Source organism: Spirosoma lacussanchae (assembly GCF_005870035.1).
GTDB lineage: Bacteria > Bacteroidota > Bacteroidia > Cytophagales > Spirosomataceae > Spirosoma > Spirosoma lacussanchae.
Genome location: NZ_SWJG01000010.1, coordinates 37,042 through 63,899 on the forward strand (window position 1 = coordinate 37,042; position 26,858 = coordinate 63,899).

Annotated in this window: 26 protein-coding genes; 13 read left to right on the forward strand and 13 right to left on the reverse strand. The window is 56.3% G+C overall.

Annotated features, from left to right (window positions below; all coding sequences use genetic code 11):
* Positions 1–2 precede the first annotated feature (2 nt).
* The gene (locus tag FBR45_RS23265) at positions 3–404 is read left to right on the forward strand and encodes an FtsL-like putative cell division protein (protein WP_077922533.1); all 402 of its coding nucleotides are present in this window, start codon (positions 3–5) and stop codon (positions 402–404) included.
* Positions 394–2,505, forward strand: coding sequence for a penicillin-binding protein (locus tag FBR45_RS23270; protein WP_138506844.1), 2,112 nt, complete (start codon positions 394–396; stop codon positions 2,503–2,505). Before FBR45_RS23265 ends, FBR45_RS23270 begins: the two co-directional genes overlap by 11 nt.
* On the opposite strand, the gene FBR45_RS23275 is transcribed toward FBR45_RS23270, so the two are convergent.
* The 5 genes from FBR45_RS23275 to FBR45_RS23295 form a co-directional block, all read right to left on the reverse strand.
* Positions 2,502–2,849 (reverse strand): DoxX family protein, encoded by a 348-nt coding sequence (locus tag FBR45_RS23275; protein WP_138506845.1) that lies wholly within the window; start codon positions 2,847–2,849, stop codon positions 2,502–2,504. The genes FBR45_RS23270 and FBR45_RS23275 overlap by 4 nt on opposite strands.
* Before the next feature lie 34 nt (positions 2,850–2,883).
* Entirely contained in the window at positions 2,884–5,691 is a 2,808-nt protein-coding gene (locus FBR45_RS23280; protein WP_171044951.1) for a response regulator, read from the reverse strand.
* A 340-nt stretch (positions 5,692–6,031) separates the two neighbouring features.
* Complete coding sequence (locus FBR45_RS23285; RefSeq protein WP_138506849.1) at positions 6,032–7,891, reverse strand: outer membrane protein assembly factor BamB family protein; 1,860 nt, start codon at positions 7,889–7,891, stop codon at positions 6,032–6,034.
* Between the two features lie 90 nt (positions 7,892–7,981).
* Positions 7,982–8,431 carry a GNAT family N-acetyltransferase gene (locus FBR45_RS23290; protein WP_138506851.1) on the reverse strand — a complete coding sequence of 150 codons (450 nt, stop codon included), beginning with the start codon at positions 8,429–8,431 and terminating at the stop codon, positions 7,982–7,984.
* Positions 8,432–8,449: 18 nt separating this feature from the next.
* Complete coding sequence (locus FBR45_RS23295) at positions 8,450–9,622, reverse strand: glutathionylspermidine synthase family protein (protein WP_138506853.1); 1,173 nt, start codon at positions 9,620–9,622, stop codon at positions 8,450–8,452.
* 54 nt (positions 9,623–9,676) lie between these two features.
* Here FBR45_RS23295 and FBR45_RS23300 point away from each other — a divergent pair, with 54 nt between their 5' ends.
* The 3 genes from FBR45_RS23300 (at position 9,677) to FBR45_RS23310 (ending at position 13,036) form a co-directional block, all read left to right on the forward strand.
* A complete protein-coding gene (locus FBR45_RS23300) occupies positions 9,677–10,744 on the forward strand; it encodes a nucleoside hydrolase (protein ID WP_246082356.1) in 1,068 nt (355 codons plus the stop codon).
* A 113-nt stretch (positions 10,745–10,857) separates the two neighbouring features.
* Complete coding sequence (locus FBR45_RS23305) at positions 10,858–12,399, forward strand: YifB family Mg chelatase-like AAA ATPase (protein ID WP_138506855.1); 1,542 nt, start codon at positions 10,858–10,860, stop codon at positions 12,397–12,399.
* Positions 12,400–12,526: 127 nt separating this feature from the next.
* Positions 12,527–13,036, forward strand: coding sequence for a hypothetical protein (locus FBR45_RS23310; protein ID WP_212748650.1), 510 nt, complete (start codon positions 12,527–12,529; stop codon positions 13,034–13,036).
* Between the two features lie 4 nt (positions 13,037–13,040).
* Here FBR45_RS23310 and FBR45_RS23315 read toward each other — a convergent pair whose 3' ends face one another.
* The gene (locus FBR45_RS23315) at positions 13,041–13,973 is read right to left on the reverse strand and encodes a sugar phosphate isomerase/epimerase family protein (protein ID WP_138506857.1); all 933 of its coding nucleotides are present in this window, start codon (positions 13,971–13,973) and stop codon (positions 13,041–13,043) included.
* A gap of 66 nt (positions 13,974–14,039) precedes the next feature.
* Here FBR45_RS23315 and FBR45_RS23320 point away from each other — a divergent pair, with 66 nt between their 5' ends.
* Positions 14,040–15,491, forward strand: a complete 1,452-nt coding sequence (locus tag FBR45_RS23320) for a Gfo/Idh/MocA family protein (RefSeq protein ID WP_138506859.1) — start codon at positions 14,040–14,042, stop codon at positions 15,489–15,491.
* Positions 15,492–15,588: 97 nt separating this feature from the next.
* Positions 15,589–16,281, forward strand: coding sequence for a hypothetical protein (locus tag FBR45_RS23325; RefSeq protein ID WP_138506861.1), 693 nt, complete (start codon positions 15,589–15,591; stop codon positions 16,279–16,281).
* A gap of 7 nt (positions 16,282–16,288) precedes the next feature.
* Here FBR45_RS23325 and FBR45_RS23330 read toward each other — a convergent pair whose 3' ends face one another.
* Entirely contained in the window at positions 16,289–16,813 is a 525-nt protein-coding gene (locus tag FBR45_RS23330; protein ID WP_138506863.1) for an RNA polymerase sigma factor, read from the reverse strand.
* A gap of 229 nt (positions 16,814–17,042) precedes the next feature.
* Here FBR45_RS23330 and FBR45_RS23335 point away from each other — a divergent pair, with 229 nt between their 5' ends.
* The 4 genes from FBR45_RS23335 (at position 17,043) to FBR45_RS23350 (ending at position 20,180) form a co-directional block, all read left to right on the forward strand.
* Positions 17,043–18,086 carry a class I SAM-dependent methyltransferase gene (locus tag FBR45_RS23335; RefSeq protein WP_138506865.1) on the forward strand — a complete coding sequence of 348 codons (1,044 nt, stop codon included), beginning with the start codon at positions 17,043–17,045 and terminating at the stop codon, positions 18,084–18,086.
* Positions 18,087–18,197: 111 nt separating this feature from the next.
* Positions 18,198–18,503, forward strand: a complete 306-nt coding sequence (locus tag FBR45_RS23340; RefSeq protein ID WP_138506867.1) for a (2Fe-2S) ferredoxin domain-containing protein — start codon at positions 18,198–18,200, stop codon at positions 18,501–18,503.
* Between the two features lie 69 nt (positions 18,504–18,572).
* The gene (locus FBR45_RS23345) at positions 18,573–19,265 is read left to right on the forward strand and encodes a YjjG family noncanonical pyrimidine nucleotidase (RefSeq protein ID WP_138506868.1); all 693 of its coding nucleotides are present in this window, start codon (positions 18,573–18,575) and stop codon (positions 19,263–19,265) included.
* 135 nt (positions 19,266–19,400) lie between these two features.
* Entirely contained in the window at positions 19,401–20,180 is a 780-nt protein-coding gene (locus tag FBR45_RS23350) for a 3-hydroxyacyl-CoA dehydrogenase (protein WP_138506870.1), read from the forward strand.
* Between the two features lie 16 nt (positions 20,181–20,196).
* On the opposite strand, the gene FBR45_RS23355 is transcribed toward FBR45_RS23350, so the two are convergent.
* From FBR45_RS23355 to FBR45_RS23370, 4 genes are all read right to left on the reverse strand, one after another.
* Positions 20,197–21,018, reverse strand: a complete 822-nt coding sequence (locus FBR45_RS23355) for an MBL fold metallo-hydrolase (RefSeq protein WP_138506872.1) — start codon at positions 21,016–21,018, stop codon at positions 20,197–20,199.
* Between the two features lie 59 nt (positions 21,019–21,077).
* Positions 21,078–22,007, reverse strand: a complete 930-nt coding sequence (locus FBR45_RS23360) for an FKBP-type peptidyl-prolyl cis-trans isomerase (RefSeq protein ID WP_138506874.1) — start codon at positions 22,005–22,007, stop codon at positions 21,078–21,080.
* A gap of 249 nt (positions 22,008–22,256) precedes the next feature.
* Entirely contained in the window at positions 22,257–23,312 is a 1,056-nt protein-coding gene (locus tag FBR45_RS23365) for an MBL fold metallo-hydrolase (RefSeq protein WP_138506876.1), read from the reverse strand.
* 1 nt (position 23,313) lies between these two features.
* The gene (locus FBR45_RS23370; protein ID WP_138506878.1) at positions 23,314–24,567 is read right to left on the reverse strand and encodes a 3-deoxy-D-manno-octulosonic acid transferase; all 1,254 of its coding nucleotides are present in this window, start codon (positions 24,565–24,567) and stop codon (positions 23,314–23,316) included.
* An 83-nt stretch (positions 24,568–24,650) separates the two neighbouring features.
* Here FBR45_RS23370 and FBR45_RS23375 point away from each other — a divergent pair, with 83 nt between their 5' ends.
* Together FBR45_RS23375 and ytxJ are read left to right on the forward strand one after the other, a co-directional pair.
* Positions 24,651–24,962: a phosphoribosylpyrophosphate synthetase gene (locus FBR45_RS23375; protein ID WP_138506880.1), complete on the forward strand. Its 312-nt coding sequence runs from the start codon at positions 24,651–24,653 to the stop codon at positions 24,960–24,962.
* A gap of 55 nt (positions 24,963–25,017) precedes the next feature.
* Complete coding sequence (gene ytxJ / locus FBR45_RS23380) at positions 25,018–25,347, forward strand: bacillithiol system redox-active protein YtxJ (protein WP_129602753.1); 330 nt, start codon at positions 25,018–25,020, stop codon at positions 25,345–25,347.
* Between the two features lie 94 nt (positions 25,348–25,441).
* Here ytxJ and folB read toward each other — a convergent pair whose 3' ends face one another.
* On the reverse strand, positions 25,442–25,792 hold the full coding sequence (gene folB, locus FBR45_RS23385; protein ID WP_138506882.1) for a dihydroneopterin aldolase: 351 nt from the start codon (positions 25,790–25,792) through the stop codon (positions 25,442–25,444).
* 44 nt (positions 25,793–25,836) lie between these two features.
* Complete coding sequence (locus tag FBR45_RS23390; protein WP_138506884.1) at positions 25,837–26,805, reverse strand: DivIVA domain-containing protein; 969 nt, start codon at positions 26,803–26,805, stop codon at positions 25,837–25,839.
* Between the last annotated feature and the right edge of the window lie 53 nt (positions 26,806–26,858).

A 26,858-nucleotide genomic window follows, 5' to 3' on the forward strand; every position in this document is an offset into this window, starting at 1 on the left:
TCATGGCAAAGAACACGTTCAAACAGCCCGAACGGGTTGCCAAACAGAAAAAGCAACGGCGGCAGATCAGGCTGGCGTCGTGGCTCAACGATTTTATTGGACTCGACCGGCTCTTTGGCGAAGATAACGCCTGGCCGATTCGGCATATCGACCGTATTTTGTGGGTTACCTTTCTGCTGATTATCTATATCGGCCTGAATCACAATGCCGAACGACTGGTCCGGCGGATTCAGCGGACCAAAACGCAGGTTGATGAGCTTCGTTCCCAGGCTACCGTACTACAGGCCGATTATAACCTCAGCGGCAAGCAATCTGAACTAAGCAAGCGGGTTGCGGCCCTGGGCCTTACCGACAGCAGTCTGACACCACCCCATAAACTCGTTGTCAAGATCGATGAACATTAAGCAGGACATCATTGCGCGGGCCAATCACGTTTATTACGTGGTTATCTTTCTGGCCATGTGCGTTATTATGCGGCTGGTGTACGTCCAGTATTTCCAGACGTTCAAGGGCAAATTCTGGCGCGAACGGGTAGCCGCCACACTGATCCGGCGCGACACGATTCCGGCCATGCGCGGCAATATCTACGCAGCCGACGGCAGCCTGCTGGCTACCTCCCTGCCTACCTACGTAGTCGGACTCGACCCCACCCAGGCCAAACCCGAGTATTTTGCCAAAAAAGTTGACTCCCTGGGGTTGCTGCTGTCGCGTATCTACAAAGACCGTTCGGCACGGGACTATGCGGATCTGGTACGTGACGCTCGCGCCCGCAAACGCCGGTATGTACTCCTGAACCGACGTCGGGTCACGTTTCAGGAGCGGCAGATGATGCTTAAATGGCCCTTTTTCAGATCATCGCCCAAGGTAGCAGCCCGGGGTGGTGTGCTACGGCCCTACTACGAACGTTATCACCCATTCGGATCGATGGCCGAACGGACCATCGGCAACCTCGACGCCAAAACCGGCCGGGGGTTGATTGGCCTCGAAGCGTCGTTTCAGCCAGAACTAGCGGGTAAAAATGCCGTCGGTCTGGTCGAAGTGCTGTCGGGCGGGGTTCGTAAACCGGTTGAAGATGGACCCGATATGCGCCCCGAGCCGGGTATGGATCTATATACGACCATTGATATTAACTACCAGGACATGGCCGAGTCGGCGCTGCGATCGGCGCTGGAAAAATACAACGCGGCCAAAGGCTGTGTGATCGTGATGGAGGTAGCTACCGGCGAAATCCGGGCCATGGCGAACCTGAGCAAAACCCGCACCGGCTACACCGAAAACTTCAACCACGCGCTGGCCGGCCGTACGGACCCTGGCTCTACCTTCAAGCTGGCAACCATGATGGCCCTAATGGAAGAAAAAGCCATTTCACTCGAGCAGCCAGTTGCCACGGGCGGAGGCTCAACGATCTACAAAGGGCTACATATCCGCGATGCCAAGCGGGGCGGAGCCGGTACCATTACGGCCCGGCAGGTCTTCGAAAAATCGTCGAATGTTGGTACGCACATGCTCATGCGCACCTATTTCTACAGCCGCCCGGACCTGTATTGTCAGTACCTGCGCCGGTTTCATCTGACGCAGCCAACCGGCATCCACATGAAAGGCGAAGCTATACCCGTAGTTCGAAATCCGGATATGAAAGGCTGGAGCAAGGTCTCGCTCACCTCCATGTCGTACGGCTACGAGATGCAGATTACCCCGCTTCAGATGCTGGCGTTCTACAACGCCGTGGCCAACGGAGGCCGCTGGGTACGACCCACTATTGTTCGGCAAATCAGGCTCGCCAATGAACTCATCCAGGACAACGTGCCCTACGTAGCATCCGAGCCCATCTGCTCGGTAGAAACCGCCCGCAAGGCACAGGAGCTGCTGCGCGGGGTGGTAGCGCACGGAACGGCCAAGCACATCAACAATCCGCACTACGCCATTGCCGGCAAGACCGGTACAGCTCAGAAAATCATCGACGGTAAATATCAGGTTGGCAAATACTACACCTCGTTCATCGGCTACTTCCCGGCCGACAAGCCAAAGTACAGCATGATTACGGTGGTCGATAGCCCGCAGGGCAACAACATCGATCTCCTGTACGCAGGCTCGGTAGCGGCTCCGGTATTCAAGCAGGTAGCCGACCGGATTGTTGCCTATGATATACGTATGCATGCGCCCATCCGGGCCAGCACCCGCCCCAGCAGCACTACCACCGGTATGCTGGCGGGTTATTCGGACGACCTTCATACCATTAGTACGGCCCTGAACACCCAGAACGAGCCCAGCACCGAGGGCTGGGTCGAAAAGTCGGCCACGGGCCGCTGGCAATCGCGACCGACCCGATCCGATCAGGTACCCGACGTGCGCGGGTTAACCCTGCGCGATGCGCTCTTTCTGCTCGAAAACCGCGGGTTTCGGGTTGTGGTAGAAGGTCGGGGCAAGGTGAAAGAGCAGTCGGTAACCCCCGGCACCGGTGCCCGCGATCTGGCTGAAAAAGTAATTACGCTGACGTTGAGCTAAGTGTATCGGTAGGCCCACCAGATGAGCAGAGCCTGCAGCGGCAGCCGCCCCCAGCGCAGCCAGGCCGGCAGTTTCTGAAACCGGCTGCTGGTTGCCATGAACACATTGGCCGGAAATACAGCTATCAGTAACAGAATAAGCCCCCAGGCGGCCCAGGTGCGGGTGGCGGGCAGCAACAGGCCAAGACCCAGCACCACTTCGGCTACCCCGCTCCAGATCACCATCTGGCTATGGGCGGGTACGTAGGGCGGCATCATGGCCAGATAGGGTCTGGGATTTATGAAATGATTCAGCCCGGCTGCGATGTACAAAAAGGCCTGTAGATACAGAGATAAGGAATTCATGCCGCAATAAACGACAAAGCCGGTATAGTTATACTTAATCGGCCGTGGTACCCCTCAGGGTCGTTTCCAGGGCCTGCCGCATAACGGGCAGCTCGGTTTCGATAGCCTGTATATACTGCCTGACCAGTGGCGCAACGTCGGCCGCTTCGGTACCGGCGGCAATCTGCTCTTCCAGGGTGGCAATTAGCGGGCTCATGTACGTCAGGCCAAATGTCCGGATGGGCACCTTCTGCGTATGAATCAACCGGCCAATTGTTTTTGTATCCTGCATGGTCAGAGCCTGCCGGATCTGCTCCAGTTCAGCCGGTGTCTGCTCGAGAAACAGGTCCAGAATCTCAGCCGCAAACCCCGGATCGTTATCTACCGCGTTCAGCAGCGGTTCCAGCGTAAAGGCCGAGGTGGCTACAGGCTGGGGCGGAGCGGGGGCTGGTTGAACAGGCAGCGGATTAGTTACGGCTTCAGGACGGGCCATTGGGGTGTATTTCCGCATAACACGCTGCAGCTCCTCGACCTGAAACGGTTTGGGTAGAAAATCATTCATACCCGCCTGGATACACTGCTCTCGTTCGCTGGCCAGCGCATGGGCCGTCATGGCGATGATCGGGACCGAGTTTTGCAGGGTGTTCCGAATGTGGCGGGTAGTAGTGTAACCATCCATAACGGGCATCTGAATATCCATCAGCACCAAATCAAACGGCTCTTCCTGTAGTTTGTCCAGCGCTTGCTGCCCATTTTCGGCCACCTGGGCCGTATAGCCCAGCCGCTTGAGGACCTGCAGAGCCAGCTTCTGGTTCATCATGTTGTCTTCAACCACCAGTATACGCACGTTCTGGCCGATGAGCCCGGATGGAGCTACCAGCAGATCGGCTGCTGTTTCGACCTGACTCGGCGCTATCTTGTACGGTATCTCCAGCGTGAAACACGACCCTTCGCCCAGCCGGCTCGTTACGGTTACCCAGCCGCCCTGCATCTCGGTCAGCGACTTGACAATGTTGAGTCCCAGCCCGGTACCGCCGTAATAGCGGGTCGTAAAATCGCTGGCCTGCCGGAATCGTTCAAAAATATAGGGCAGTACATCGGCATCTATGCCAATACCCGTATCCTGCACTACAAACCGCACCCGAACCAGATCAGCCGTTTCGTCCAGTTTTTCGATTCGGGCGGTTACGCCCCCCTGTTTGGTGAATTTGATGGCATTACTGAGCAGGTTCAGCAGAATTTGGGTAAGTCGGGTCGGGTCGCCCAGCACGATGGCCGGTAAGGAAGGATCAACATCGACCGTAAGCTGCAAATTCTTTTCCGAAGCCACGGGCTGGAGCATGGTTCGGATCGAGTCCGTCAGCGAATTAATACTAAACGGGATCGATTCTAAGGGTAACATGCCTGCTTCAATTTTAGCAATATCGAGGATATCATTAACGATGGTCAGCAGGTTTTTGCCCGCCGTACGAATAAAGCCCAAAAACTCCTGCTGATCCGTATTGAGGGGCGTCGTTTCGAGCATGGCCGAGAAGCCAAGAATAGCGTTGAGGGGCGTCCGGATTTCATGGCTCATATTGGCCAGGAACTGCTTTTCCGTATAGCGGGCTTCGTTCAGGGCGAACGAGAACCGATAGGCCAGCACAAGCGCCTGCAGGAAGAAAAAGCCCACATAGCCCACAAACAATATGAGCACAACGGGAGTGGCTACGCCGAAATACTGCGCCAGAATCAAGCTGAATACCGACAGCAGCAGCCCCGTACTCATGAGCGAATACGCGGCTCCCGGGCGCTGCCGACGATAGGCCGTCCAGTACACGTACATGGCATACCCGATATAAGCGACCATCAGCACCAGGAACGGATTCATCAACCGCGTGAATACAACCGGTGGCAACACCACAACGGTTGCGGCAAAGAGAAAGCAGATCCAGGTCATCGGTGTGGTAATGCGCCGGTGGGTATCTTTTGGATACAGCACCTGCGTATAAATAACGAAGACACCAATGGCCAGATACAGCGATGCGTATTCGAGCCGGAGCGTAAGAGCCCAGGGCAAACCCGGAAACAGCGTATGCAGCGCGTACAGGTTGGTACCGACCAGACGGTAGCTGTAAACCAGACAGAACAAGCCGAAATAAAGCATGGGATGATCCATCCGGCTGAAGCCGTACAGCCCCAGAAAAAACAAGCCGATCATCAATACGCAGCCCGTCAGAAACAGCGCCAGGGCCCGGTCTGTGGCCATACTGGCTTCCATCTGCGTGGCCGCGCCAATCCGTATAGCGTGTGAAGCGCCCCCTTTAGCGTGGTGAAAATTAGCCACCTGAAGCAGTAGCTGGAGGGTATCGGCAGCTGGCATCCGAACCAGCTGGGTGGACCAGTGAGGTACGGTTTTAGCAGCCGTAGTGGCCGGGTTGCCATCATGAGCTACGTCTGTGCCGTTCACGAACAGCCGATAAGCTGAGTAGTGATCGGGTACTTTCAGCATGATCGGCGCCGAGCCCGGCGGCAGCAGAACGGTTAGTCTGTAGGTTGCGAAGCCCTGGCTGGGTATGTCATGTTTCTGCCATTGGCTGGACGACCATAGCCTCGGAAAATCGGTAAACTCGTGTGCCGACTCAGGCTGATTGGGTAAACGCAGCTGGTTCCAGTACCAGACCCACTCCCCCCTCAGCGCCACATCATCCTGCGAAAGATCTGTCTGCCTCAAATCCAACACGCCCTGCCGGGCAACTGGCTGACCCACAGCCGTACCGCCACCCAATAACCCCAGGAAACCAGTCAATAAAAGCAGAACGTAGGTATATCGGGGCAGGTTACTCCTGAACGAACAGCCTGCAAACGCCTTTACAGGTGGCATATACCCGTCAAAAGCAGGCTGAAAAACATGTTTTAACTGGGTATATGGAGTAGAACGGTGGTAATGCATCCGCAAATCGTCTACGAATAGCTGAACAGTTAATCACTGATGTAGAAATTGTAGGGGCGAGGCTGTATTGAAGGCTAAAATTAGAAATTATACTATACAAATATTTACTTAGAGATATTTTTATTTACTTACACCATCAAGTATATACGAAAATGGACACTGATTATTATTTTAGTTTTCAAAAATAACATACTAGACACAAATTGCCAACTCCTGCTCCCACAACGCATAACGGGTGTGGTTGTGGAGAGCAGAGGAGGTAATTTTGTGCTTAGGGCGTATACCGGAGCCGGGTTACTTTTCCGTCCATCGTAGTCATCAGAACCTCATACTGACTCAGGGGATACACCCGGTTTACCATGGCGTTGGAGAGTTTATGAGCCCACGCAAGCTGTTGCGTCCGCTCATCGACGGCATATAAAACCCCATCGTCGGTCGGAATAAACGCCATGCCGTTCCGTACCGTAACCGGCGAAGGGCTGATCTCATACCCGTATCCGCAGTTGACGAACCAGGCCGGTTTAGGCGTCTCAGAGCGGGCCGATATAGCCCAGAGCGTATCGGTCATGCATTTGATAAACACCAGCGATCCATCGCCCGACAACCCGCTGGATTCAAAGCCTTTATGCTCCGACGATTTCCAGACTTCGCGTCCGGTTTCAGCATCCAGAGCGGTAAGGGTCCGGTCGGGAGTTTGCAGGAAAATACGCCCGCGGGTCAGTAACGGAATACCGGCAGCAGGCGAGAAATTACGCCCTTTCTTATTGGTCCAGGTCCAGGCTGGCTGCCCCGATTTCCGGTCCAGCGCGTACAACGTTGACCCCCACGAGCCTATGTATACCCGCTTTTTGTCAACTACCGGTACCGACTCAACAAAGCCCTCTACCCCGTCGAACGTCCATCGCTCGGCCCCCGTCCGGAGTGCCAGCGCCCGAAATTTACCTTCCGAACTACCGATGTATACGGTTTGGCCATCGATACGGGGCGATGCGACGATGGGTTTACCGGTTCTGACCGTCCAGATGGCCTTACCGTTTCGTTTGTCGAGGCAGTAGATGGTGCCGTCTGTAGAGGCCACTACGATGTTATTCTTATGCAGGGCAGGGGTCGAATAGACTTTCCCGCCGGTCATGAACCGCCAGCGCACCGAACCGTCGGTCAGCGATAAGGCAACCAGTTCGCCCCGGGTGTTCGGGTAGAACGCCATCTCTTTGTCGGCAATGATGCCGGCGCCAATGTCGCTGCTATCCTGTTTGGCCCAGACCGGCCGAACCCGACTGTACTGCTCGTTGATCTGGTACGAAGGTCGGGGAGCCATGGCCTTTTTTTGCCCGAACTGGTGATTTTGAAGCGCAATTTTTCGCCAGGGGGCCGCCGTTTGGCCGGGCTGCTCACCAACGGCGGGTGTGCGGACGGCAAACGTCATGGTATCGTTCTGTATGGTAACCAGGTTATAGCCCCCTACAGCGTCTTTGGCCCGCAGGTTCGAGCGGCCCATCGTGGCTGGTATACCCTCAAAATCCATGGCCTTGTTGGCGTGTCCATGCCCACAGAGGGCGGCCTGCACGTTGGTTTTTTTCAGATCGTCGATCAGCAGGTACCAGTTGGCCAGCGCATCGTCCAGCGGGTAGTGGTTCATGAAGATAACGGGTCGGTCGGTGCCAGCCAGCTTTTCGGTTTCGGACCGCAGCCAGAGAACATCTTCGCGCGAGACCAGTCCCGGCGACATGCGCATGTTGGGTCCGCTGCCGCAGCCGATGAAACGGTATTTACCGTAATCGAATACGAAGCGCTCGGCTCCAAACACCTGCCGAAAGCGGTTGCAGCCATTCTCTGACCACTTCGTATCGTGATTTCCCGGAAACAGGTACCACTTGCGGGTCAGTTTGTCCAGAATCTGTTTAACCTGGTTCAGCTCCTGTTCGGTGCCAAAGTCCGTTATATCGCCGGTGATGACGACAAAATCGAGGTCTGGGAGGGCGTTGATGTCGCTGACCGTTCGCTGCAGGTCTTCGGCTGCAGTGGCCGGAGCTCCTACGTGGGTGTCGGTAACGAAGGCAAACCGAATGGTCTGGGCCGAGCAGAGGGTACAGATAACGTTGAGCAGGAAAAACGCAGCCAGTCTACACATATGACAGAATCGAAATGCAACATTAGCCAGAATAGCCCAGATGGCCTATAACTGCTCTATTTTTTCTATCTGTCAGATGGCAACACTGGCTCACAGCCCCTTCTCCATACAGACGCTGTCTTCATCATCAACGTAAGGACCGTAGGCTGGCGTGGGCCGGTAGCCAACTTTCTGATAAAGGGCAATAGCCTCGGGCTGTTTGATGGCCGTCTGGAGTTTAGCCATCCTGTACCCTTCTTCCCGGCCCCACTGTTCCAGCCCGGCCAGGATATGGTGCGCTACGCCAAGCCGTCTTATGCCTGGCTGCACGTACATGCGCTTGATCTCGATGGTTTCGGCATCCAGCGGTTTGAAACAGGCGCACCCAACTGCGGCACCTTCGTTCATGGCAATGACCACCCGGGCGTCGGCCAGGCCCTTGTTGTGCACATCGTACTCACTCTGTTTGGCTCCGTACCGGACCCGAAGGTCGGCATCCAGCTCGCCCACCAGCGTCTGGAAGCGCGGGTCGTCAGACGTACATCGTTGTATCGAGATCATGGTGCTGTAACTTAGTTTCTATTCGACCACATGGCCTACAAAACCGGCGCCGTTATCGAGAATGAGTTCGCCACGCCGGAAACCGAGTCCACAGGCTTCGCCCGCGTAGAAGACGCCAGCCTGGTAGGTATGACCCGCCGAATCCTTCGGGAACTCGACGTATTGCTGATAAATTTTTGGGAAATGTCCGTAGTCGCCCCCTACTGCCTGCCGCTCGCTGCCATCGGCGTTCAGCACGCGCACGTTGGCGCCTTCGCGGCCAAACAGCACTTTTTCAACGCAGGCTTTCCCGGCCAGGGGCTGGCTGTCGGTCTGGAGCAGGAGCGGATGGTCAGGGTACATCTCCCAGAGGATTTTCAGCATGTATTTGGACTGGAAAAGCAGTGTGTAGGCTGGGTTCAGCACCACCGCCAGCCGTTTCCGGACAATCTCGGTCAGGATCGCCGTCAGCTCAGGTTCTTCTTCAGCAATGGTTTCCCACGGAACGAGCTTAAACCAGAAGTCGAGCTTTTCGAACTCCCCGTTTTTGGGATTCTGCCAGAAAATACCTTCCTCGGCCGAAAACTCAACCGCATCGATAAAGTCAAACTCCTGCTCAAAACCGGCCTCGCGGGCGGCTTCGCCAATGAGCGCTACGTTGGCGTCATCTTCCGGAAACCCCCGCATGGCCGACAGCAGCAGCGTTGGCTGTAAATCCGGATTCAGCGCCAGCAGCTCCTCAAACTGCCCCGTCAGCGTCTCAAACACGGCGTTGAACTGATGACTCTCGTCGAGACCGTTGGCCTTCAGATGAGCATACTGCACCACGGCCGTTTCGGGCAGGCAGGTGGCAGTGTCGGCGTTGAACTCAATCAGCTTGACGGGTTGCCCATCCACGCCACCGGCGAGGTCGAACCGCCCGTAGAGATGGATGTGCCGATCATCGTCCCACGACAGTTTGATGAGTTCGATCAGGTTCTCAGGAATACCCAGTTCGGCAAATCGGTTCTCGTCGATCACGTGCTGACCGGCCGCTACAAACATCTCGAACAACTCATTGGCAGCCTCGTAATAGGTGTCGGCCTGAGCCGGGGTAATGATCACCGCTTCATTACTCAGGTAAGGTAACGTATCCTGGCCAAGCATCCAGTCCCAGCCCAGGTTGCGCAGTTGTACGTCAGGCGAAATAGCGAGAGTTTTGAGATGGATCATGAGTATTGGTATGAATAGTACCTTTTAGTAGTATACAACAACTGGTGGAGACAAATGACTATTAACTTTTTTACCAAAGAAATGACGTCGACCGGATGTCACCTAGCTATTTTGTTTGGATTGCTCATGGGGCTGATGGCCGGTCATGCTCAGGCACAATCTGTTCCAAAAACAGTGTCTAACGCCAACAAAAGCCGCCATTCGACCACCATCCCGGTTATTTTCGATACAGATATGGGTCCAGACTACGACGATGTGGGCGCCATAGCCCTGCTCCACGCCTACGCCGACAGCGGGCGGGTCCGTATCCTGGCCACCGTAGCCAGCACCAGTTACCCGAACGTTGGCCGGGTACTCGATGTGCTCAACACGTATTTCGGTCGGCCCGATCTTCCCATCGGCGTTCCTAAAGGCAAAGCCATAACCGACCAGGACCGGCAGCACTGGTCTGATACGCTCGTGGCCCGCTACCCCCATACCATCCGCTCGAACAGCGACGCACCCGACGCCGTTGCGCTGTACCGGCAGCTGCTGGCCCGACAACCTGACCAGAGCGTAACCCTTATTTCGGTCGGTTTCCTGACCAATCTGGCCAACCTGCTGACCTCCGGTCCTGACCAGTACTCACCGCTTTCGGGTCGGGAGTTGGTTCGTCGCAAAGTAAAACAACTGGTCAGCATGGCTGGCCGGTTTCCGACCGGCCGCGAGTTCAACGTCCACATGGACACGCCGGCTTCGAAAATCGTTTATACCGACTGGCCCACGCCCATGCTGCTGAGTGGCTTCGAGATCGGCGAGAAAATCCACAGCGGTTTACCCCTCATCCAGAACAGCCGCATCCGGAACAGCCCCGTCAAAGACGTATTTCGCATCAGCATACCGCTCGACAAGAATGATGCCGGTGGCCGCATGAGCTGGGACCAGACCGCCGTACTGGTAGCTGCCGAGGGATACACGCCCTACTATACCGTTCAAACGGGGCGGCTCACGCTGAACCCCGACGGCTCCAACGGCTGGGATGCGTCGGGGCGGGGGCATCAGTACCTGGTTGAACGGGTCCCCGCCCGTCAGGTCGAACAGCGCATCAACGAACTCATGCAACACCAGCCCATGAAGCACTAAACGCATGGAAACACAATCAAAGAAAGCGCCTACTTATTGCCGATGTCTGGTTTTTTATTGCCGCTCTGTTCCGTAGTTTTGACGCTCTCCAGCAGTCAATTTCGTAACTCTGTATGTTAGCCAAAACCTTCGGCGCGGCCGTATATGGCGTCAATGCCACACTGATTACCATTGAAGTAACCGTTAGTCAGGGGCTTCACTTCTTCCTGGTAGGCCTCCCCGACAGCGCCGTCAAGGAAAGCGAACAGCGGGTCGAAGCGTCGCTGAAACACCTCGGCTACCGGATGCCGCGGCAGAAAATTGTGGTCAACCTGGCGCCGGCCGACATCCGTAAAGAAGGGTCGGCCTACGACCTGCCCATTGGTCTCTGCGTGCTGCAATCGTCCGAACAGCTAAATTCCCAGCGCAACCTGGCCGACTATGTGATCATGGGCGAACTATCTCTCGATGGCCGACTTCGACCCATTAAAGGGGTATTGCCTATTGCCATCGAAGCCCGCAAGCAAGGGTTCAAAGGGTTCGTTTTGCCCGCCGAAAACGCGCAGGAAGCCGCCATTGTCAACAATCTCGACATCATCGGGGTCGAAACCTTACAGGATGCGGCCGAATTTTTCGAAGGTAAAAAAGATATAGAACCCCTCGTTACCGACACCCGCGACCTGTTTCAGCATCAGATCAATGCGTACGAAGTCGATTTCTCCCACGTTCAGGGGCAGGAAAACATCAAACGGGCCATGGAGATAGCGGCTGCCGGTGGTCATAACGTCATCATGATTGGTCCACCGGGTGCGGGCAAGACCATGCTGGCCAAACGACTGCCGAGTATACTGCCGCCCCTGACCCTGCAGGAAGCGCTCGAAACAACCAAGATTCATTCGGTGGCGGGTAAGCTGGGAACCCGCGCCACCCTGATTGCAACCCGTCCTTACCGGGCTCCGCACCACACCATCAGCGACGCAGCCCTGGTGGGCGGGGGCGGTTTTCCGCAGCCGGGCGAGATCTCTCTGGCGCATAACGGGGTTCTGTTTCTGGATGAGCTACCCGAGTTCAAACGATCGGCGCTGGAGGTGATGCGCCAACCGCTCGAAGACCGCAAGGTGAGCATTTCGCGAGCCAGATGGGCGGTAGAGTTTCCGGCCTCATTTATGCTCATTGCCAGCATGAACCCCTGCCCCTGCGGTTACTACAACCACCCCGAAAAAGAATGCGTCTGCGGACCAGGCGTTGTGCAGAAGTACCTGGCCAAGATCAGCGGTCCTCTGCTCGACCGGATCGATCTGCACGTTGAGGTAACCCCTGTTTCGTTCGATCAGATGACCGCCAACCGCCCCGCCGAAACCAGCGAAGCCATTCGGGAACGGGTTATCCGGGCACGCGCTATCCAGACGACCCGGTTTGCCGACCAAGGTGGCATCTACTCCAACGCCATGATGCCCTCGCAGATGGTGAAAGAGGTCTGCCAGATCAATGATGCCGGCCGCGCTTTGCTCAAGACGGCTATGGAACGGCTCGGTTTGTCGGCTCGCGCCTACGACCGTATCCTGAAAGTATCGCGCACGATTGCCGACCTGGCCGGGACCGACGAAATCCGCATCGAGCACCTCGCCGAAGCTATCCAGTACCGGAGCCTGGACCGCGAAAACTGGGCGGGCTAACGGTAGTCCGGCGTCAGAAAACCACTCAGCGACCCTATAGCCAAACCAATTCTGTGCGCTATTTTGCGATTCATCCGGCGTTGGTTTCTACCAATCCGTCACATTCACTTAACTGACTCATCGACCTATGCTACAAACACCCTACTGGCTACGGCCTGTGCTGATCCTGTGTTTCCTATTCTTCCGGCTCCTGTCTGTTCAGGCGCAGCTACCCAACCAGTGGCACGGAACCTGGGCGGGCACCATGCACATCTACCGGCAGCAGGCGCTGGTCGATAGTGTGCCGGTGCGGCTAACGATTGCACCAGCCGATAAACCCGGGGTGCTGACCTGGCGCACCGACTACCTGTCGCCGAAACAGCCGATGACCAAAGACTACCCCCTCGTTACCAAAGACGCGGCCAGGGGTATTTACATCACCGACGAAGGGGGCGGCACGGTGCTGACCAACTACCTATTCGGCAACAAGCTGTACAACGTGTTCGAGGTGCAGGGTATACTGCTGACGGCTACCTACGAACTGCGCGGCAACGAGCTGATTTTCGAGGTGACATCGGGCAAAAAACTGGCTGACCCAGCCAACGGCGTCAGCAGCTACGCCGTCGACAACCTGCAGCGGGTCGTGTTCAGGAAGTAGGTGGTCAGGCCAGTGGAATGGCGGCTTCGTCGGCTTTCCGGATCACGTAGCGCCGGGCTTCGTCGTATTCGTCGGCCGTGTGCAGGTGTTCCAGCATGAGCGGAACCGACTGCGGCAGCGAGGTTACGTTGCGGAGGTAGGCTGTATAATCCATACCGCCCCGACCGGGCATAGTTTCGGCAAAATGACCGTCTTTGCCGGTTATATCTTTGGCATGGGCCGATACCACCCACCGCCCCAGCTTGCGAAACGTATCGTTGATTAGCGCCGTGTTGTTGTAGTACCGATCCGGCGAGTTGATGATGTTGGCTATGTCGATATGCGCGCCGAAAGCCGGGCGGTCAATGGCCCTGATAAATTTCAGGTACGCGTCGGCCCCGTCGGGCGGGCTCCAGCCCATCATCTCGAGCGCAAATTTGGTGCGTTTCGGTTTTACGGCATCGATGATCCGGCGGCAGTTCTCTACGGTCTCCTCAAAAAACTGCACGCTCATGTTCCGCGCATGGGGCCCGTCCCAGTGGGTAGGATTGTACGAACCCGCAATGTTCACGCAGGTCAGTGCGCCAACGGCTTCGGCCAGAGCCAGGCGTTCTGTCACATACGCCAGATTTTTAGCGCGCCGGGTCGCGTCCTGATCGAGCATATTCACCCAGGCGCCTACCTCCGCGATGATCACGTTCTGGTCGGCAAACGCTTTTCGGATGGCGTCGATGCGAACCGTATCGGTCAGCTTCACGTCCGGAACGTAGGCTGCGCTATAACGTAACCGGCGGTGTTCCCGCGCCAGTTCGACCGGATCGTCGCTGCTGAGGAAGACAGGCCCACCCAGCCGTAACGGTTTTTGTTCGGTCAGAAACGCCGGAATAGGCGGTGTCAGCAGCCCCCCGGTCAGCACAGCCGACGAACGCAGAAAGTAACGACGAGAAACAAACGGCATAGATACAGTCGGGTAAATCTGGCAGACAGCCGGCTTTAGATCTGTGGAATAAAACCCGTCACGCTTATGCAATCTACTCGTCGTACGTTTATTAAAACCCTTTCAGCGGCTTCGGCCCTGACCGCTGCGGGGGGAGTTCAAACGGTTCTGGGCAACGTTGGAACCCCCGCCTATATTCCTAACCTGGCCCGCATCAGCCCGAACGATAAAATACGGATTGCAACCATCGGCATGGGTATCCAGGGCAATTATGACACCATGGCGGCTTTGCGCAACCCGGATGTAGAACTGGTAGCCGTTGCCGATCTGTACGACGGCCGACTCGCCCACGCCAAATCAGCTTTCGGCAAGGATAAAGAACTCTTCGCCACCCGCGACTTCCGGGAGGTGCTGGCCCGACCCGACGTAGATGCCGTACTGGTCGTTACCCCCGACCACTGGCACGACCATATCACCATTGCCGCCCTGAAAGCGGGTAAACATGTGTACTGCGAGAAACCGATGGTGCAGCATATGAAGGAAGGCAAACCAGTGATCGACGCCTGGCGAAAATCAGGCAAAACGATGCAGGTCGGCAGCCAGCGCATTAGCAGTTCGTCGTTTCAGGAAGCCAAACGAATGATTCAGGCAGGCGACATTGGCCAGATCAACTACATCGAATCGAACAACGACCGTTTCAACGCCATCGGAGCCTGGAACTACTCGGTACCGCCCGATGCCTCGCTGACAACCCTCGACTGGGACCGTTTCCTCGGCGACGCGCCCAAACGGCCGTTCGACGCCAAGCGCTTTTTCCGGTGGCGCAACTACAAAGATTACGGCACCGGCGTAGCGGGCGATTTGTTCGTACACCTCATTACGGGCGTTCATTTCGTAACCAACTCGCTCGGCCCAACCCGCATTTTCTCGTCGGGTAACCTGGCCTACTGGAAAGACGGGCGCGACGTACCCGATGTTATGACCAGCGTTATGGACTACCCCAAAACCGACGCCCACGAGGCCTTTCAGATGGTGCTTCGCGTTAACTTCGCCAATGCCGGCAAAATCCAGAACGTAACCCGCATCATCGGCAACGAAGGGCAGATCGAATTTTCGGAAGAGAACCTGATCCTGACCAAGAAAAAACTACCCGTTGCACCCGGCTACGGCAATTACGACAGCTACTTTACCTTCACCCCGGAGGTTCAGCAGGAATTCGTGAAAAAGTACGATGCTCAGTACCCACCCGAAACCCGTACGGCCGAGCCGGTTAAGGAGGTTCGGTTCGAATCGCCCAAGAACGAAGACGGCCACGCCCGTCATTTCGCCGACTTCTTCAAGAACGTTCGCGAAGGTAGCCAGGGCACCATCGAAGATCCGGTCTTCGGTTTCCGGGCAGCCGCTCCAGTGCTGGCCTGCAACGAAAGCTATTTTGAGCAGAAAGTGGTACACTGGGACCCCGTTACCATGACCCAAAAGAGCCCGGCCTCGACAACGACCGCTAAAAAGCCGGTTACGGCTAAAGCAAAGCGGACCTAAATCGGCCGGAACGTTTCAGGAGTATATACCCATACGTCACTGTGGTTCAGCGGATGGCTGGCCATAGTGACGTATTTTTGTGAACGAACGAATCGCTATGCCGACAACCCCTGTTTCCCAAACCACCGCCCGTTACCGCCAACCCGGCCGATGGATTTGGCGCGGAGCGTTGCTGGCGTTACTGCTGTGGATACTAGTCGACGTGTTCGTGCCGGTTCAGCACAGCATCCGCCGTTTCGATCCGGCTGAAGTAGCCCGACTCGAAACGGCCATGTGGCGCTCGTACTACGATAGGCGACCGGTGTTACTGTTCGGACAGCTGAGGGGTGGACTGCAGCAGCAGTTTCATGCGCCTTTCTGGCGGTCGGTGGGGCTGGCCATTCAGGCAACCCGAGCCGCGTTTGTCTTCAAGAAAGGTCAGTCGCAAGCCGATTACGAGCGGGCATTACCGATCCTTGTCGATTATTACGAATCGATTCAGAACCTGAGCGAAGATCGTTTCAACGTGGGCCAGCTGGCGGCTTCTGAGCTCAACTGGTGGATCGTACACCGGCAGCGCGATCGCTACACCTACGCCGATCTGGCCGACGCGCTCGCGCAGACGGCCGCCGTTCAGTATAACCAGCCGCCTGCCGTGTTTGGCCTTTATGCCCGGCAGCGGGCCGAAGCCATGCGCCTGTGTGATGAAGCAGGGCAGCAGGCGGGCGGGGCCACCGAAACCGACTGGCAACAGATTGAGCAGGCGCTGAACCAGGCCTGGGCGTCGTTGTATAAAGAAGTACGTCGATGAGAGCCGCTCACCGGCGGAGCTTCAGCAATGCGTCCCGAAGCTGCTGGCGGGCACTGGCAACGGGCAAGCCCACCGACCCGGCGGCTTCTTCGGGGGTACAATTGCCAAACAGTACTGAGTTTAGAAACTGCTTTTGTTTTTCTTCCGGACTCTGGGCCACCGCTACAGACTTGGCAAACGAGTGAGCAGGTTGGGTAACCGCAACCGAGCCGCTGGCCGACAACTGAATAGTAGCCTGAGGGGCGGACTTCTGAGTGGCCACCGCATCGTTTGCCGTTTGCCGGGCCCGGGTCAGGAGCCAGACAAAGAACGGCTGCTTTTCGGGGCGGTAGGTCTCAATAGCGGAACGGATATCCGTAAACGTTTCAATCAGCAGCCCAGCCGCTTTCTGATCATCGCACACGATCTGGTTGATCACGCCGAGCAGTACAGGGGCGTATTGATCGTACAAACGGGTAAACGCTTCCGTCTTGCCGGTCTTCAGTTCGCTAACCAGCGCAAACTCCTTCGATCGTAAGACAGGTGACAGCATTGGGGTACGTTGTTGAGGTTATTTTTCGCAAAAAGGCCGAATAATCAACTTATCGCCCCTTTCCCAGTCATATGTAGCTACCAGTAAACTAAGTATGAATGGAAAGGTTTTACAAGGTTAATCATATTCGACCTATATACTAGCTTCCTTCTTTCATTAAAAAAATAAGCTGGCAATCCGGGCCGTATGCCTGCTTTCTGGGTTGTATCTTTATACAGCATACCCTTACATGCAACTTACCATTTCTCCCGAGAACCCGCTTGAGTGGTTTGCCCTGCGCGCTAACCTGGTTGCGGTTCCCATTCTGCACGTTCAGATCATGCCGGTACTGGCCAAAGCCGTGCTCGAAGCCGCTGACAAGGGCGTATTTGAAGCTACAAAGAACGGGCCAAAATCGCTCGACAGCCTGACTTCCGAGCTACGACTCAACAAAAAAGCCCTGGGCGAACTGTTGGGCCTGCTGACGGCCCTGGGCTATTTCACCTACCAGGATGGGTTGTTCAGCCTGACCAGCATGGCCCGGCGGTTTGCGCTCAAAGATGACCCAAGGTCGGTTTACGGCATGATGATTTTCAACAACCGGGTCGTCTGGGACTGGATGAGTCAGCTGGGTACCTACCTCGAAACGGGCGAAGGAGTTCATTACCACGACAAACTGACGCCCGAACAATGGCGCTATTATCAGGAAGCGATGGTTGCCGCCAGCAATACCGAAGCGCCCGAGTTTGGCCGTCGGGCACCCGTCCCCAAACATGCCCGCACCATGCTCGATATTGGCGGCTCACACGGGCAGCACTCGGCGGCTTTGTGTCGGCGGCTGTCAGGGCTTAGCTCGGTTATTCTCGATCTGCCCGAGGCCATTGACCAGGCCGCTCCCCTGCTGGCCCGACAAAACATGGGCGACCGCGTCCGGCATCGGCCCGGCAACGCCCTCACCGACGATTTTGGCGATGCGCAGTACGACATTGTGCTGCTCTCGAGCCTGGCCCACCACTTTACGCCGGAACAGAATCAGCAGGTGGCCGACAAAGTAGCGCGGGCGCTGCGGCCCGGTGGGGTTTTTATTGTCAACGAGTTTATCCGGCCCGAAACCGGTGCCAGGCCCGAACTGCTCGGCAGCAGCACCGATCTTTTTTACGGCCTCAGCAGCACAGCGGGCAACTATTCAATCGATGAAATCAGCGAATGGCAGCAGCGAGCCGGTCTCAAACCACACAAGGTTGTCCGGTACCGCACCGTTCCCGGCCGGGCCATGGTCGTTGCGAAGAAATAAAGACCCGTCGGCAGCGGGCCTAACTTCAGGTAAAGTTTCGGAACTTTGCCGCAGTTCACAACCTGACCGGCAGCGGTACAGATACGCATTCATTCAAAACAAGATTTACCCATGAAATTCAAAAAACACGTCTTCATCTGCACCAACCAGAAAGATGCGCCCAAGAAAAGCTGCGGTACCGAACATGGCCTGGCCCTGGTAGAAGCGTTTAAGCAGGAGTTGACCCAGCGCGGCCTACAGCGTGACATCCGGGCGCAGCGGGCGGGTTGCCTCGACGCCTGCGCCTTTGGTCCGGCGCTGGTTGTTTACCCCGAAGGTACTTACTACGGCAACGTGCAACTGGCCGACGTAGCAGAAATAGTAGAGAGTCATCTGGTCAATGACCAGCCCGTAGAGCGGCTCAAGCTGGACTTCTAACCCTGGCAGACTCCCTCTCCCGAACCGATCTATCGCAGCTGGTTCCTCGTTGGGCCTGCTTTTGCTTTTATGAAATATCGCCATCTTTTTTTCGACCTCGACCATACGCTTTGGGATTTTGACCGCAACTCGGCCGAGTCGCTGACTGAGTTATACGATACCTTTCAGCTGGCCGAGGTAGGTATCTCGTCGGCCGAGGAGTTTAGCCGTCATTTCATTGCGGTTAATAAAAAACTCTGGGCCGACTACGACCGGAATCTGATTGAGCACGGCTACATCCGCCAGCACCGGTTTCCGCTGGTGTACCAGTCGCTGGGTATCGATGCATCGGCGGTTAAATACGACCTGAACGCCGAGTACCTGCGGCTGTTACCGCGCAAGCCCCACCTGCTCGACTCGGCACGGGAAGTTCTCGAGTACCTGAAAGGTCGGTATACCATGCACATCATTACCAATGGCTTTGCCGAAATCCAGGCCGTGAAGATGGACAGCGCCGAAATTGCCCATTACTTCACGCTAGTCGTTACCAGCGAAACCGCCAACGCTAAAAAACCCGATCCGCTGGTATTCGAGTATGCCCTGTCGGCCGCTGGCGCCCATGTTTCAGAAAGTCTGATGATCGGCGACAATTACGAGGCCGATATCATGGGGGCCAAAGGCGTTGGCCTGGATACGGTATTCTACAACCAGCAGGGCCTGATCGTCGACGACCAGCCAACCTACGACATCAAACACTGGAAAGAGCTGCTGGCTATTTTGTAATGCAAAAACCGTCGCTTCGGGCTTAGTAGTTATACCATCCGTCCGCGTGGTCGGCGTGGTCCGTGTCCCGTTAATACAGCGAGCAATAGCTACTTCGGCAATAAACCACAGTCAATACAAATCAACATACCTAACATGACGATACAACACGCGACGGCGCTCGTTACGGGGGGCGCTTCTGGTCTGGGCGAAGCTACGGTCCGGATGCTGGCAGCCAACGGCGCCAACGTTATTATCGTAGATCTCAACGAAGAGCGCGGCAAAGCCCTGGCCGATGAGCTGGGCGATACTGCCCGGTTTCAGAAAACCGACGTTACCAGTGAAACCGATGTGCAGACGGCCATCAACCTCGCTATTGAGACCTTCGGCGGGCTGCATATCAACGTCAACTGCGCGGGTATTGTCGAAGCCCGTAAAACGCTGGGGAAAGTAGACGGCGTTTATGGTGCCCATTCGCTGGCCGTGTTTCAGAAAACGATTGCCATCAACCTCATCGGCACGTTCAACGTTATCCGGCTGTCGGCCCTGGCCATAGAACAGAACGAGCCCAATGCCGAAGGAGAGCGGGGCGTCATCATTAACACAGCGTCGGTAGCCGCCTACGACGGGCAGATGGGGCAGGCCGCTTACTCGGCGTCGAAAGGCGGAATTGTGGGGATGACCTTACCCATAGCCCGCGACCTGGCCCGCTCCGGCATTCGGGTGATGACCATTGCGCCGGGCCTGTTCGAAACGCCCCTCCTCCTGGGTCTGCCCGAAGAAGCGCGGCTGTCGCTGGGTCAGCAGGTACCGTTTCCGTCGCGGCTGGGTCGCCCGGCCGAATACGGCATGCTGGTCAAAAGCATACTCGAAAACCCAATGCTAAACGGCGAAGTGATCCGGCTGGACGGTGCAATCCGGATGGCGCCGAAATAAGCAGACGCGGTCAGTGCTACAGCGGTTTTTCAGCATCAGTCAGGATCGACTGGATCAGGTAATAGGCGCTTACATCGTTGGAGGTAAACGCCCGTAGCCACCACGTTTCTCGCAGGCCGGCGGCCCTCAGCAGGGCTGCCCCGCGCACACCCCGCCGGTAGGCCATCAGCACCCGCTCCACCAGGGTTTCGAGGTAGTGGAGTTTCTGTTCAACCGCCCGGCGGCCGTTGGTCAGCACCGGGTTGTGTCCGCAAAAGAGCGTGTCGAAGTCGTAGCCAAGCACCTGCCGCGTTGAGTTGATCATCTGGTAGATATTTTCGCCCCGGCGGAAAATCTTCAGGTTGCCAATGTAGAAATCGCCGGCAAACAGCCAACCTTCGTTCGGTTCCAGCAGCACATGATGATCGTCAGAATGGCCAAAGGTCGGGATCGGCTGTAACGCATACGCCCCCGTACGAAACAGAGCCGGAAACGGTACTACGCCCGGACATGCATCGATCTGGCCGAACCAGAACCGCTCGTACGGCAGCAGCGAAAACGGTTGGGCAACCCGTTCGGCCGTGAGCGAACCGGCCAGTACGGGGCAGTTATGATGCTGGCGCAGCGCAGCTGCGTTGCCCGAGTGATCTTCGTGAAAATGGGTCAGTGCAATCTGGTCGATGGGCTGGCGGGCAAACGTCTGTAACACCTCCCGCTGCATATGGTGCTGGGCCGTATCGATCAGCAGACCATCCAGGTAATAACACCAGACCGGCACCGCCCGCATCCAGCGAACCGGCGAGTACCCAAACCGATAGCCCCGCACCGGCCCATGCTCCAGGGTTTGACGTATCTTCATAAAAAAAGCGGCCCATGCAGAAACATGGGCCGCAAAGAACGGGAAAACGAAGCGCAAAATTACCGGACTGACACCACTTCGACATCAAAGCGGAGGGGCGCTCCGGGCGGTATGACGTAAACGCCATTCGCGGCCCGACCAGCAGCACCGTAGCCCAGCGACGACGGGAAAATAAGAGTCGCTTTCTCGCCTACCTTCAACTTCGCCAGGCCTTCTTCAAAACCTTTGATAATGGACGAGTTACCGAGCGTAAAATCACGCGTGGTTGTTCCCGATGTGCTATCGAACGCAGCCACGCTCCGCAGCAACCGACCGTTATACCGAACGGCCAGCGTAGCACCGGGCGCGTACGTGGTTGAGGTAGGCGAACTGGTCCGGATGAACCGTAATCCGCTCGACGTCACCTCCGGCGTGCCCAGGTTGGTACGGGTGATGTATTCGCTGATCTGCTGATCTTCGGAACGCGACCGTTTCAGCTTCACGTCGAACCGAACCGGCGTATTGGCCGGAATGGTACCGCTAACCGAGCCCTGTGACCCATACGCCAGCCGGGCGGGCATGAGCAGCGTAGCCGACGCCCCTTCGCGCATCAGCAGAATACCTTCCTGTAAGCCAGACAGTAACGAGTTGTCAACAAACGGGTAGTACACCGATTTGGTCGCATAGGTAGTATCAACTACTTTATCGGTAACTACGCCCGTACCGCTGGTCGGCGACTGCAGGATGTATTGTACATAGGTAAACTCGATCTCTTCGCCAATGACCGGCTGCTTAGCGGTAGCACTGGCGGGTGCCGTAATGACATAATGTAACCCGGATGCCGTCGTTGACAGCGACAGTCCTTTGGTCGTTGCGTACGATTTGATATCGTCGATGTTCTTGCTGAACGCTTCCGACTCAGCCTCTAACGGATCAACCGCGCTTTGATTACACGAAACCAGCCCACCCATTACCAGGAGACTGAACAGTGCTATTTGAATAGTACGCATGAAAATAAATTAACAGACAGACAAAAATTACTACGCTTGTAGACCCTACTGTGTGGCGAAGGGTTGTAAAAAAAGTTAATATTCGTTAATCGCCCTGATCACCAGACGACCTGACCAAGTGGTTTGTACGGTCGACGCTCCGATCCACCACCGTGGTCCGTGTCCGCATCGAGACGCGTAGTCCGGGACGCGTAGTCCGGATGATTCGTTGCTGACGCTTATAAGACGCGAAGTATCGCGTCTCTACGTTTAAAACGTGACGGCTTCTCCTGCTTTCAACGCCCTGAACCGGTCCGATGGTATGTTGTGCTGGCTCAGTGCCCGCTGCAGATCATCAACAGGCTCCGATTCACCATCGTCGGCGAGGGGGAACGTGCCGAAGTGAATGGCCACACTCTGGGCTGACCGGACATCCTGATGGATCTGTACGGCTTCGGCCGGGTTACAGTGAACGGGCGACATAAACCAGTTGGGTTTGTAGGCTCCGATCGGAATCAGCGCCAGCCGCACCGGCCCGAACTGCTCGCCAATGGCCCGAAAATGCGGTCCGTAGCCCGAATCGCCGGCAAAGTACAGTTTACCGGCAGCTTTGCTGTCAATCACGTAGCCAGCCCACAGCGTAGCATTGCGGTCAAAGATACCCCGCCCGGAGAAGTGCTGAGCCGGTACGCAATGAAGGGTTGTACTGTCGGTGATCGGGGCCGACTGCCGCCAGTCGAGTTCGGTTACGTTGCGGCACCCGTGCTGTTCAAGAAACGCTTTTACGCCCAGCGGACAAAAAACTTTGGGCTGATCACGGGCACAGAGTTTCTGCACCGTGCCAATCTCCAGATGGTCCCAGTGGTTATGGCTCAGCAGCAACACATCGATTTTGGGCAGGTCGTCGAACCGAATACCAGGCGGGCGGTTGCGCTTCGGACCGGCAAACTGGAACGGACTGACCCGCTCGTCGTAGATGGGGTCGGTCAAAACGTTCAGGCCGTCGAACTGAAGCAGTACCGTTGAATGGTTGATAAACGTCGTTCGTACAGCCGCTCCGTCTACGCGGGCGGGCGGTGGTGGGCCGGGCTTTTCGGTATGGTGATCGCCCCAGGGCTGGGTTCGTTCGTGGTTCAGCTGCCAGCCAATCACCTCGCGGAGGCCTTTGGGCGATGGCGCACCCGGCGTAAAAAACGCCTTGCCATCAAAATGGTCACTGATGGGCCCGGTATAGCGGGGCGCCGAAATGACATAACCGACCACCAGGGCCAGCACAATAAACGTAACCAGCAGAATGCCCAGAATGAGCAGCAATTTCGAGAGCATATTAATGGGGTAATAGCGTGTGAACCACCTGCATAACCTGCCTCGTTGCGCCAACGTTCCGCTGTACATACGCCCGACTGATGGCAGCGGCTGCGGTGGGATCGGCATACTGCCGGTCGAAGGCCGCCGTCAGCTCAGCTACATTGGTAACCGGAAAAGCGCCCCCCGCTTCGACCAGGTCAACGGCCTCCTGAAACTTGCCGTAAACCGGCCCGAAAAAGATCGGCATCCCAAAGGTGGCGGCTTCCAGAATGTTGTGTAACCCCTGCCGGAAGGCCCCACCAATGAAGGCAAACTCGCCATACTGATAAAGCGAGGTAAGCATGCCGATATTATCGATAAACAGGACATCGGCCGTTACCACGTCGGTTTCGTTTGTCTGCGAAAACCGAACCGATCGCTTCCGGATTTGACCGCGCCATTGTTCAATGGCTTCGGCGTTTATTTCGTGGGGGGCGATGATCACTTTGAGCGGCTTGTCGAACTGGTTCAGAAACGGAATCAGCACATCCATGTCGGCCTGCCACGCACTCCCAACAACCAGCACCGGCTGCTCCTGCCTGAACGCCTGCGCCACCGGAATTGCTTTCTTGCCAGCCGCCACCTGCGCTACCCGATCGAACCGGGTGTCGCCAGCTCGGCTCACGTACTGCACACCAATCCCCTGCAGTAGCTCGACCGACTCCTGGTTCTGTACCAGAATATGATCGAAACAGGTGAGCAGATTGCGGTAAAAGCCGCCGTAAGGTTTAAAAAAAAGCTGATCAGGCCGAAAAATGGCCGAAAACAGGACGGTAGGCACCCCAGCTGCTTTCAGCGTTTGCAGGTAATTGGCCCAGAATTCGTACTTGATGAAGAAGGCAATACGGGGCTGTGTCAGCGCCACAAACGCCCGCGCCTGCCGGCCTGTATCGAGTGGCAGGTAAAAGACGTAGTCGGCGCCGTCGTAGTTTTTCCGCACCTCATAGCCCGATGGCGAAAAAAACGTCAGCAGGATCCGGTAGTCTGGGTACGCCTGTCGAAAGGCTTCGATAACCGGGCGGCCCTGCTCAAACTCACCCAGCGAAGCCGCATGAAACCAAGCCAGTGGCTTTACCGGACCGGCTGCCGACTCGCTGGCCAGGCTACGGGCAATATGTGACAGCAAATCCTGCTGGCCCGTGAGCCATTGCCGGGCTTTGGGGTTGAACGGCGCTACCAGCCGTAGCAACGTTTTATAGGCAGATAAGCCAGTGTTGTATACTCGGGAAAACAAGCCGATACGTGGTTGGTTAATGACTGCGTAAAGGTACATCATCCAACGAGGATGACCCGCCCAGAGAACTAACGACTACGCGCATGCAAACGTACGACACCCTGACCGAAGCCCTTGACGCCCTCCGCCAGCAAGGCTTTACCCGAGACTACAACCTGAAGTCAGACTGTCTCAAATGCCAGCAGGACGGCATAGAGATGCGACCGGCGGACTTCGATATCGTAGATGTGTACCGCTTCGAGGGCATGACCGACCCCGGCGACTCAACCGTACTGTACGCTATCGAGGAAACAGAGACCGGCAAAAAAGGCACGCTGGTCGACGCCTATGGCCCCTATGCCGATGCCGTATCGTCGGAAATGGCAGAAAAGCTACGCTATTCGCCTGAGGAATAAACGAACTTTTTACGCTGTAATTTACTTTTGTGCTAACAGAATCAGTGTTGGTACAATGAACTGGAATAAACTCACTAGCGACGCTCAACTCGCTGACATTAAAGAAGAGTCGGCGCAGCATCCTGTGCTGATTTTCAAACATAGCACAACCTGTTCCATCAGTGCTATGGCGCTCAGCCGTATGGAACGCAATTGGAACGAACAACTCGGCGTAAAGCCATATTATCTGGATTTGCTGGCTAACCGCCCCATCTCGAACAAGATAGAGCACGAATTTGGTGTCGAACACGAGTCGCCCCAGGTTCTGCTGATCCGCAACGGGCAGTGCGTATATGATGCCTCGCACATGGCTATTTCGTTTGCCGGTTTGCAGCAGGCCATATAAGGTCAGCCCCAGAGAATACGAAGAATGGTTAATGTAGTACATGCAGGAAGCCCCAGGCTTGGCATGCTACATTAACCATTCTTCGTTTCAGGCCCTATTCTCTGAGCGTGATGCGGGCCCGGTGGCACACGCCCCCGATGGGCGGATTGAATTTAGAGACACTGACCTCGACCGAGTCGACATCCGGATACTGCTGGCGAATGTCGGCAATGATGCTGTGGGCCAGGTGTTCGAGCAGGCGGGCGGGCCGCTGCATAACGTTGGCCGTAATGCGGTAGAGGGCTTCGTAATTGACGGTAGCGCTGAGCCGGTCACGACGGGCCGCTTCGGAGAAGTCGGCGGTGACTACAATATCGACGGCGTATTTGTTACCAATCTTTTGTTCTTCGTCGTAGAAGCCGTGGTACGAAAAAAACTCGAGGCCTTCCAGGGCTATAGTTCCCATAAATAACGCGAGTAGATACCGGCTGTCTGTTGAGCCGGCTCTCATTAAATCTGGTCAAAGAACGAACCGCTTTTCTTCGGCTCAGTCGCAACCGCTACTTCAGTGGGTTTCTCCCTAAGCTCAGCCGGTTCAGCCACAGGCGGCTGCTGAGCATCGGCAACTGGAGCAGGTATGGGTTCGGGAATGGCAGCCGGTTCGGGAATGGCAGCCGGTTCGGGAAGTTCGGCAACCGGTGTTTCGTCTGCCGTTGGTTCGGGCGTATGGTGTGACTCTGATCCCTGCTCTATGGCTTCATCCAGTTTGGCAACCAGCTCCTCATCGACCGGGATCGCTTCCGGAACGGCGGTTTCGCGCTCGACCAGCGGGGGCAGCTCAGCCGGGTCGGGTTCGGCAGCGGGGGCCGGGAGTTCAGCCACGGGCTGGGCATCGCGCGCTTCGATATCGGCTGTAATCTGCGTGGCTACCTCGTCAATTTTACCCTTCAGGTTCTGTTTGGCAAACTTCTTCTCGAAGCGGTCAACGCTCTCAACGGCATGACTGGCCAGCGACCGTATCTGAACGGCCAGGTTCTCTTTGTAGTTCTCCAGCGCCTTGAAGTCGCTCTCCATGGCTTTCAGATCGTTCAGGATGTTATCTTTCAGGTAGCGAGCCTGGTTTTCGGCATCCTGTACCATCAGGGCGGAGCGTTTACGGGCTTCGGCCAGCATCTCGTCGGCCTTCTGGCGAGCCTCCGACACATACTGTTCAGCGGCCTTATTGGCCTGATCAGTAATCTGAGCACTGGTATCTTCTGCCGTTTTCAGAGTCCGAAACAGCGTCATCTCTACCTCTTTCAGCTTGCCCAGCTCTTTCTCGGCCAGTTCAAGCTGCATCTTCAACATTTTATATTCGCCCGTGACACGCTCCCACTCCTGCGAGAGCGACACTAAAAATGCGTCAACATCTTCGGGTTTATAGCCGCGTAACACCCGTTCAAATGTGTGCTGGCGAATTTCGATGGCTGTGATTTTCATCGGTGCGCTTCGGTTTAGGTATTTACAGACATACCGGTTGAGGGTGAAGTAAC

Bases quoted from the DNA above. Each gene is read 5' to 3' on its own strand.
- FBR45_RS23340 (WP_138506867.1), top strand. From the start codon at position 18,198: ATGAAATTCAAAAAACACGTCTTCATCTGCACCAACCAGAAAGATGCG.
- FBR45_RS23285 (WP_138506849.1), bottom strand. From the start codon at position 7,891: ATGTGTAGACTGGCTGCGTTTTTCCTGCTCAACGTTATCTGTACCCTC.
- FBR45_RS23320 (WP_138506859.1), top strand. From the start codon at position 14,040: ATGCAATCTACTCGTCGTACGTTTATTAAAACCCTTTCAGCGGCTTCG.
- FBR45_RS23355 (WP_138506872.1), bottom strand. From the start codon at position 21,018: ATGAAGATACGTCAAACCCTGGAGCATGGGCCGGTGCGGGGCTATCGG.
- FBR45_RS23390 (WP_138506884.1), bottom strand. From the start codon at position 26,805: ATGAAAATCACAGCCATCGAAATTCGCCAGCACACATTTGAACGGGTG.
- FBR45_RS23345 (WP_138506868.1), top strand. From the start codon at position 18,573: ATGAAATATCGCCATCTTTTTTTCGACCTCGACCATACGCTTTGGGAT.
- ytxJ (WP_129602753.1), top strand. From the start codon at position 25,018: ATGAACTGGAATAAACTCACTAGCGACGCTCAACTCGCTGACATTAAA.
- FBR45_RS23365 (WP_138506876.1), bottom strand. From the start codon at position 23,312: ATGCTCTCGAAATTGCTGCTCATTCTGGGCATTCTGCTGGTTACGTTT.
- FBR45_RS23360 (WP_138506874.1), bottom strand. From the start codon at position 22,007: ATGCGTACTATTCAAATAGCACTGTTCAGTCTCCTGGTAATGGGTGGG.
- FBR45_RS23300 (WP_246082356.1), top strand. From the start codon at position 9,677: ATGACTATTAACTTTTTTACCAAAGAAATGACGTCGACCGGATGTCAC.
- folB (WP_138506882.1), bottom strand. From the start codon at position 25,792: ATGGGAACTATAGCCCTGGAAGGCCTCGAGTTTTTTTCGTACCACGGC.
- FBR45_RS23315 (WP_138506857.1), bottom strand. From the start codon at position 13,973: ATGCCGTTTGTTTCTCGTCGTTACTTTCTGCGTTCGTCGGCTGTGCTG.
- FBR45_RS23280 (WP_171044951.1), bottom strand. From the start codon at position 5,691: ATGCCACCTGTAAAGGCGTTTGCAGGCTGTTCGTTCAGGAGTAACCTG.
- FBR45_RS23265 (WP_077922533.1), top strand. From the start codon at position 3: ATGGCAAAGAACACGTTCAAACAGCCCGAACGGGTTGCCAAACAGAAA.
- FBR45_RS23325 (WP_138506861.1), top strand. From the start codon at position 15,589: ATGCCGACAACCCCTGTTTCCCAAACCACCGCCCGTTACCGCCAACCC.
- FBR45_RS23335 (WP_138506865.1), top strand. From the start codon at position 17,043: ATGCAACTTACCATTTCTCCCGAGAACCCGCTTGAGTGGTTTGCCCTG.
- FBR45_RS23270 (WP_138506844.1), top strand. From the start codon at position 394: ATGAACATTAAGCAGGACATCATTGCGCGGGCCAATCACGTTTATTAC.
- FBR45_RS23330 (WP_138506863.1), bottom strand. From the start codon at position 16,813: ATGCTGTCACCTGTCTTACGATCGAAGGAGTTTGCGCTGGTTAGCGAA.
- FBR45_RS23375 (WP_138506880.1), top strand. From the start codon at position 24,651: ATGCAAACGTACGACACCCTGACCGAAGCCCTTGACGCCCTCCGCCAG.
- FBR45_RS23310 (WP_212748650.1), top strand. From the start codon at position 12,527: ATGCTACAAACACCCTACTGGCTACGGCCTGTGCTGATCCTGTGTTTC.
- FBR45_RS23295 (WP_138506853.1), bottom strand. From the start codon at position 9,622: ATGATCCATCTCAAAACTCTCGCTATTTCGCCTGACGTACAACTGCGC.
- FBR45_RS23275 (WP_138506845.1), bottom strand. From the start codon at position 2,849: ATGAATTCCTTATCTCTGTATCTACAGGCCTTTTTGTACATCGCAGCC.
- FBR45_RS23290 (WP_138506851.1), bottom strand. From the start codon at position 8,431: ATGATCTCGATACAACGATGTACGTCTGACGACCCGCGCTTCCAGACG.
- FBR45_RS23305 (WP_138506855.1), top strand. From the start codon at position 10,858: ATGTTAGCCAAAACCTTCGGCGCGGCCGTATATGGCGTCAATGCCACA.
- FBR45_RS23350 (WP_138506870.1), top strand. From the start codon at position 19,401: ATGACGATACAACACGCGACGGCGCTCGTTACGGGGGGCGCTTCTGGT.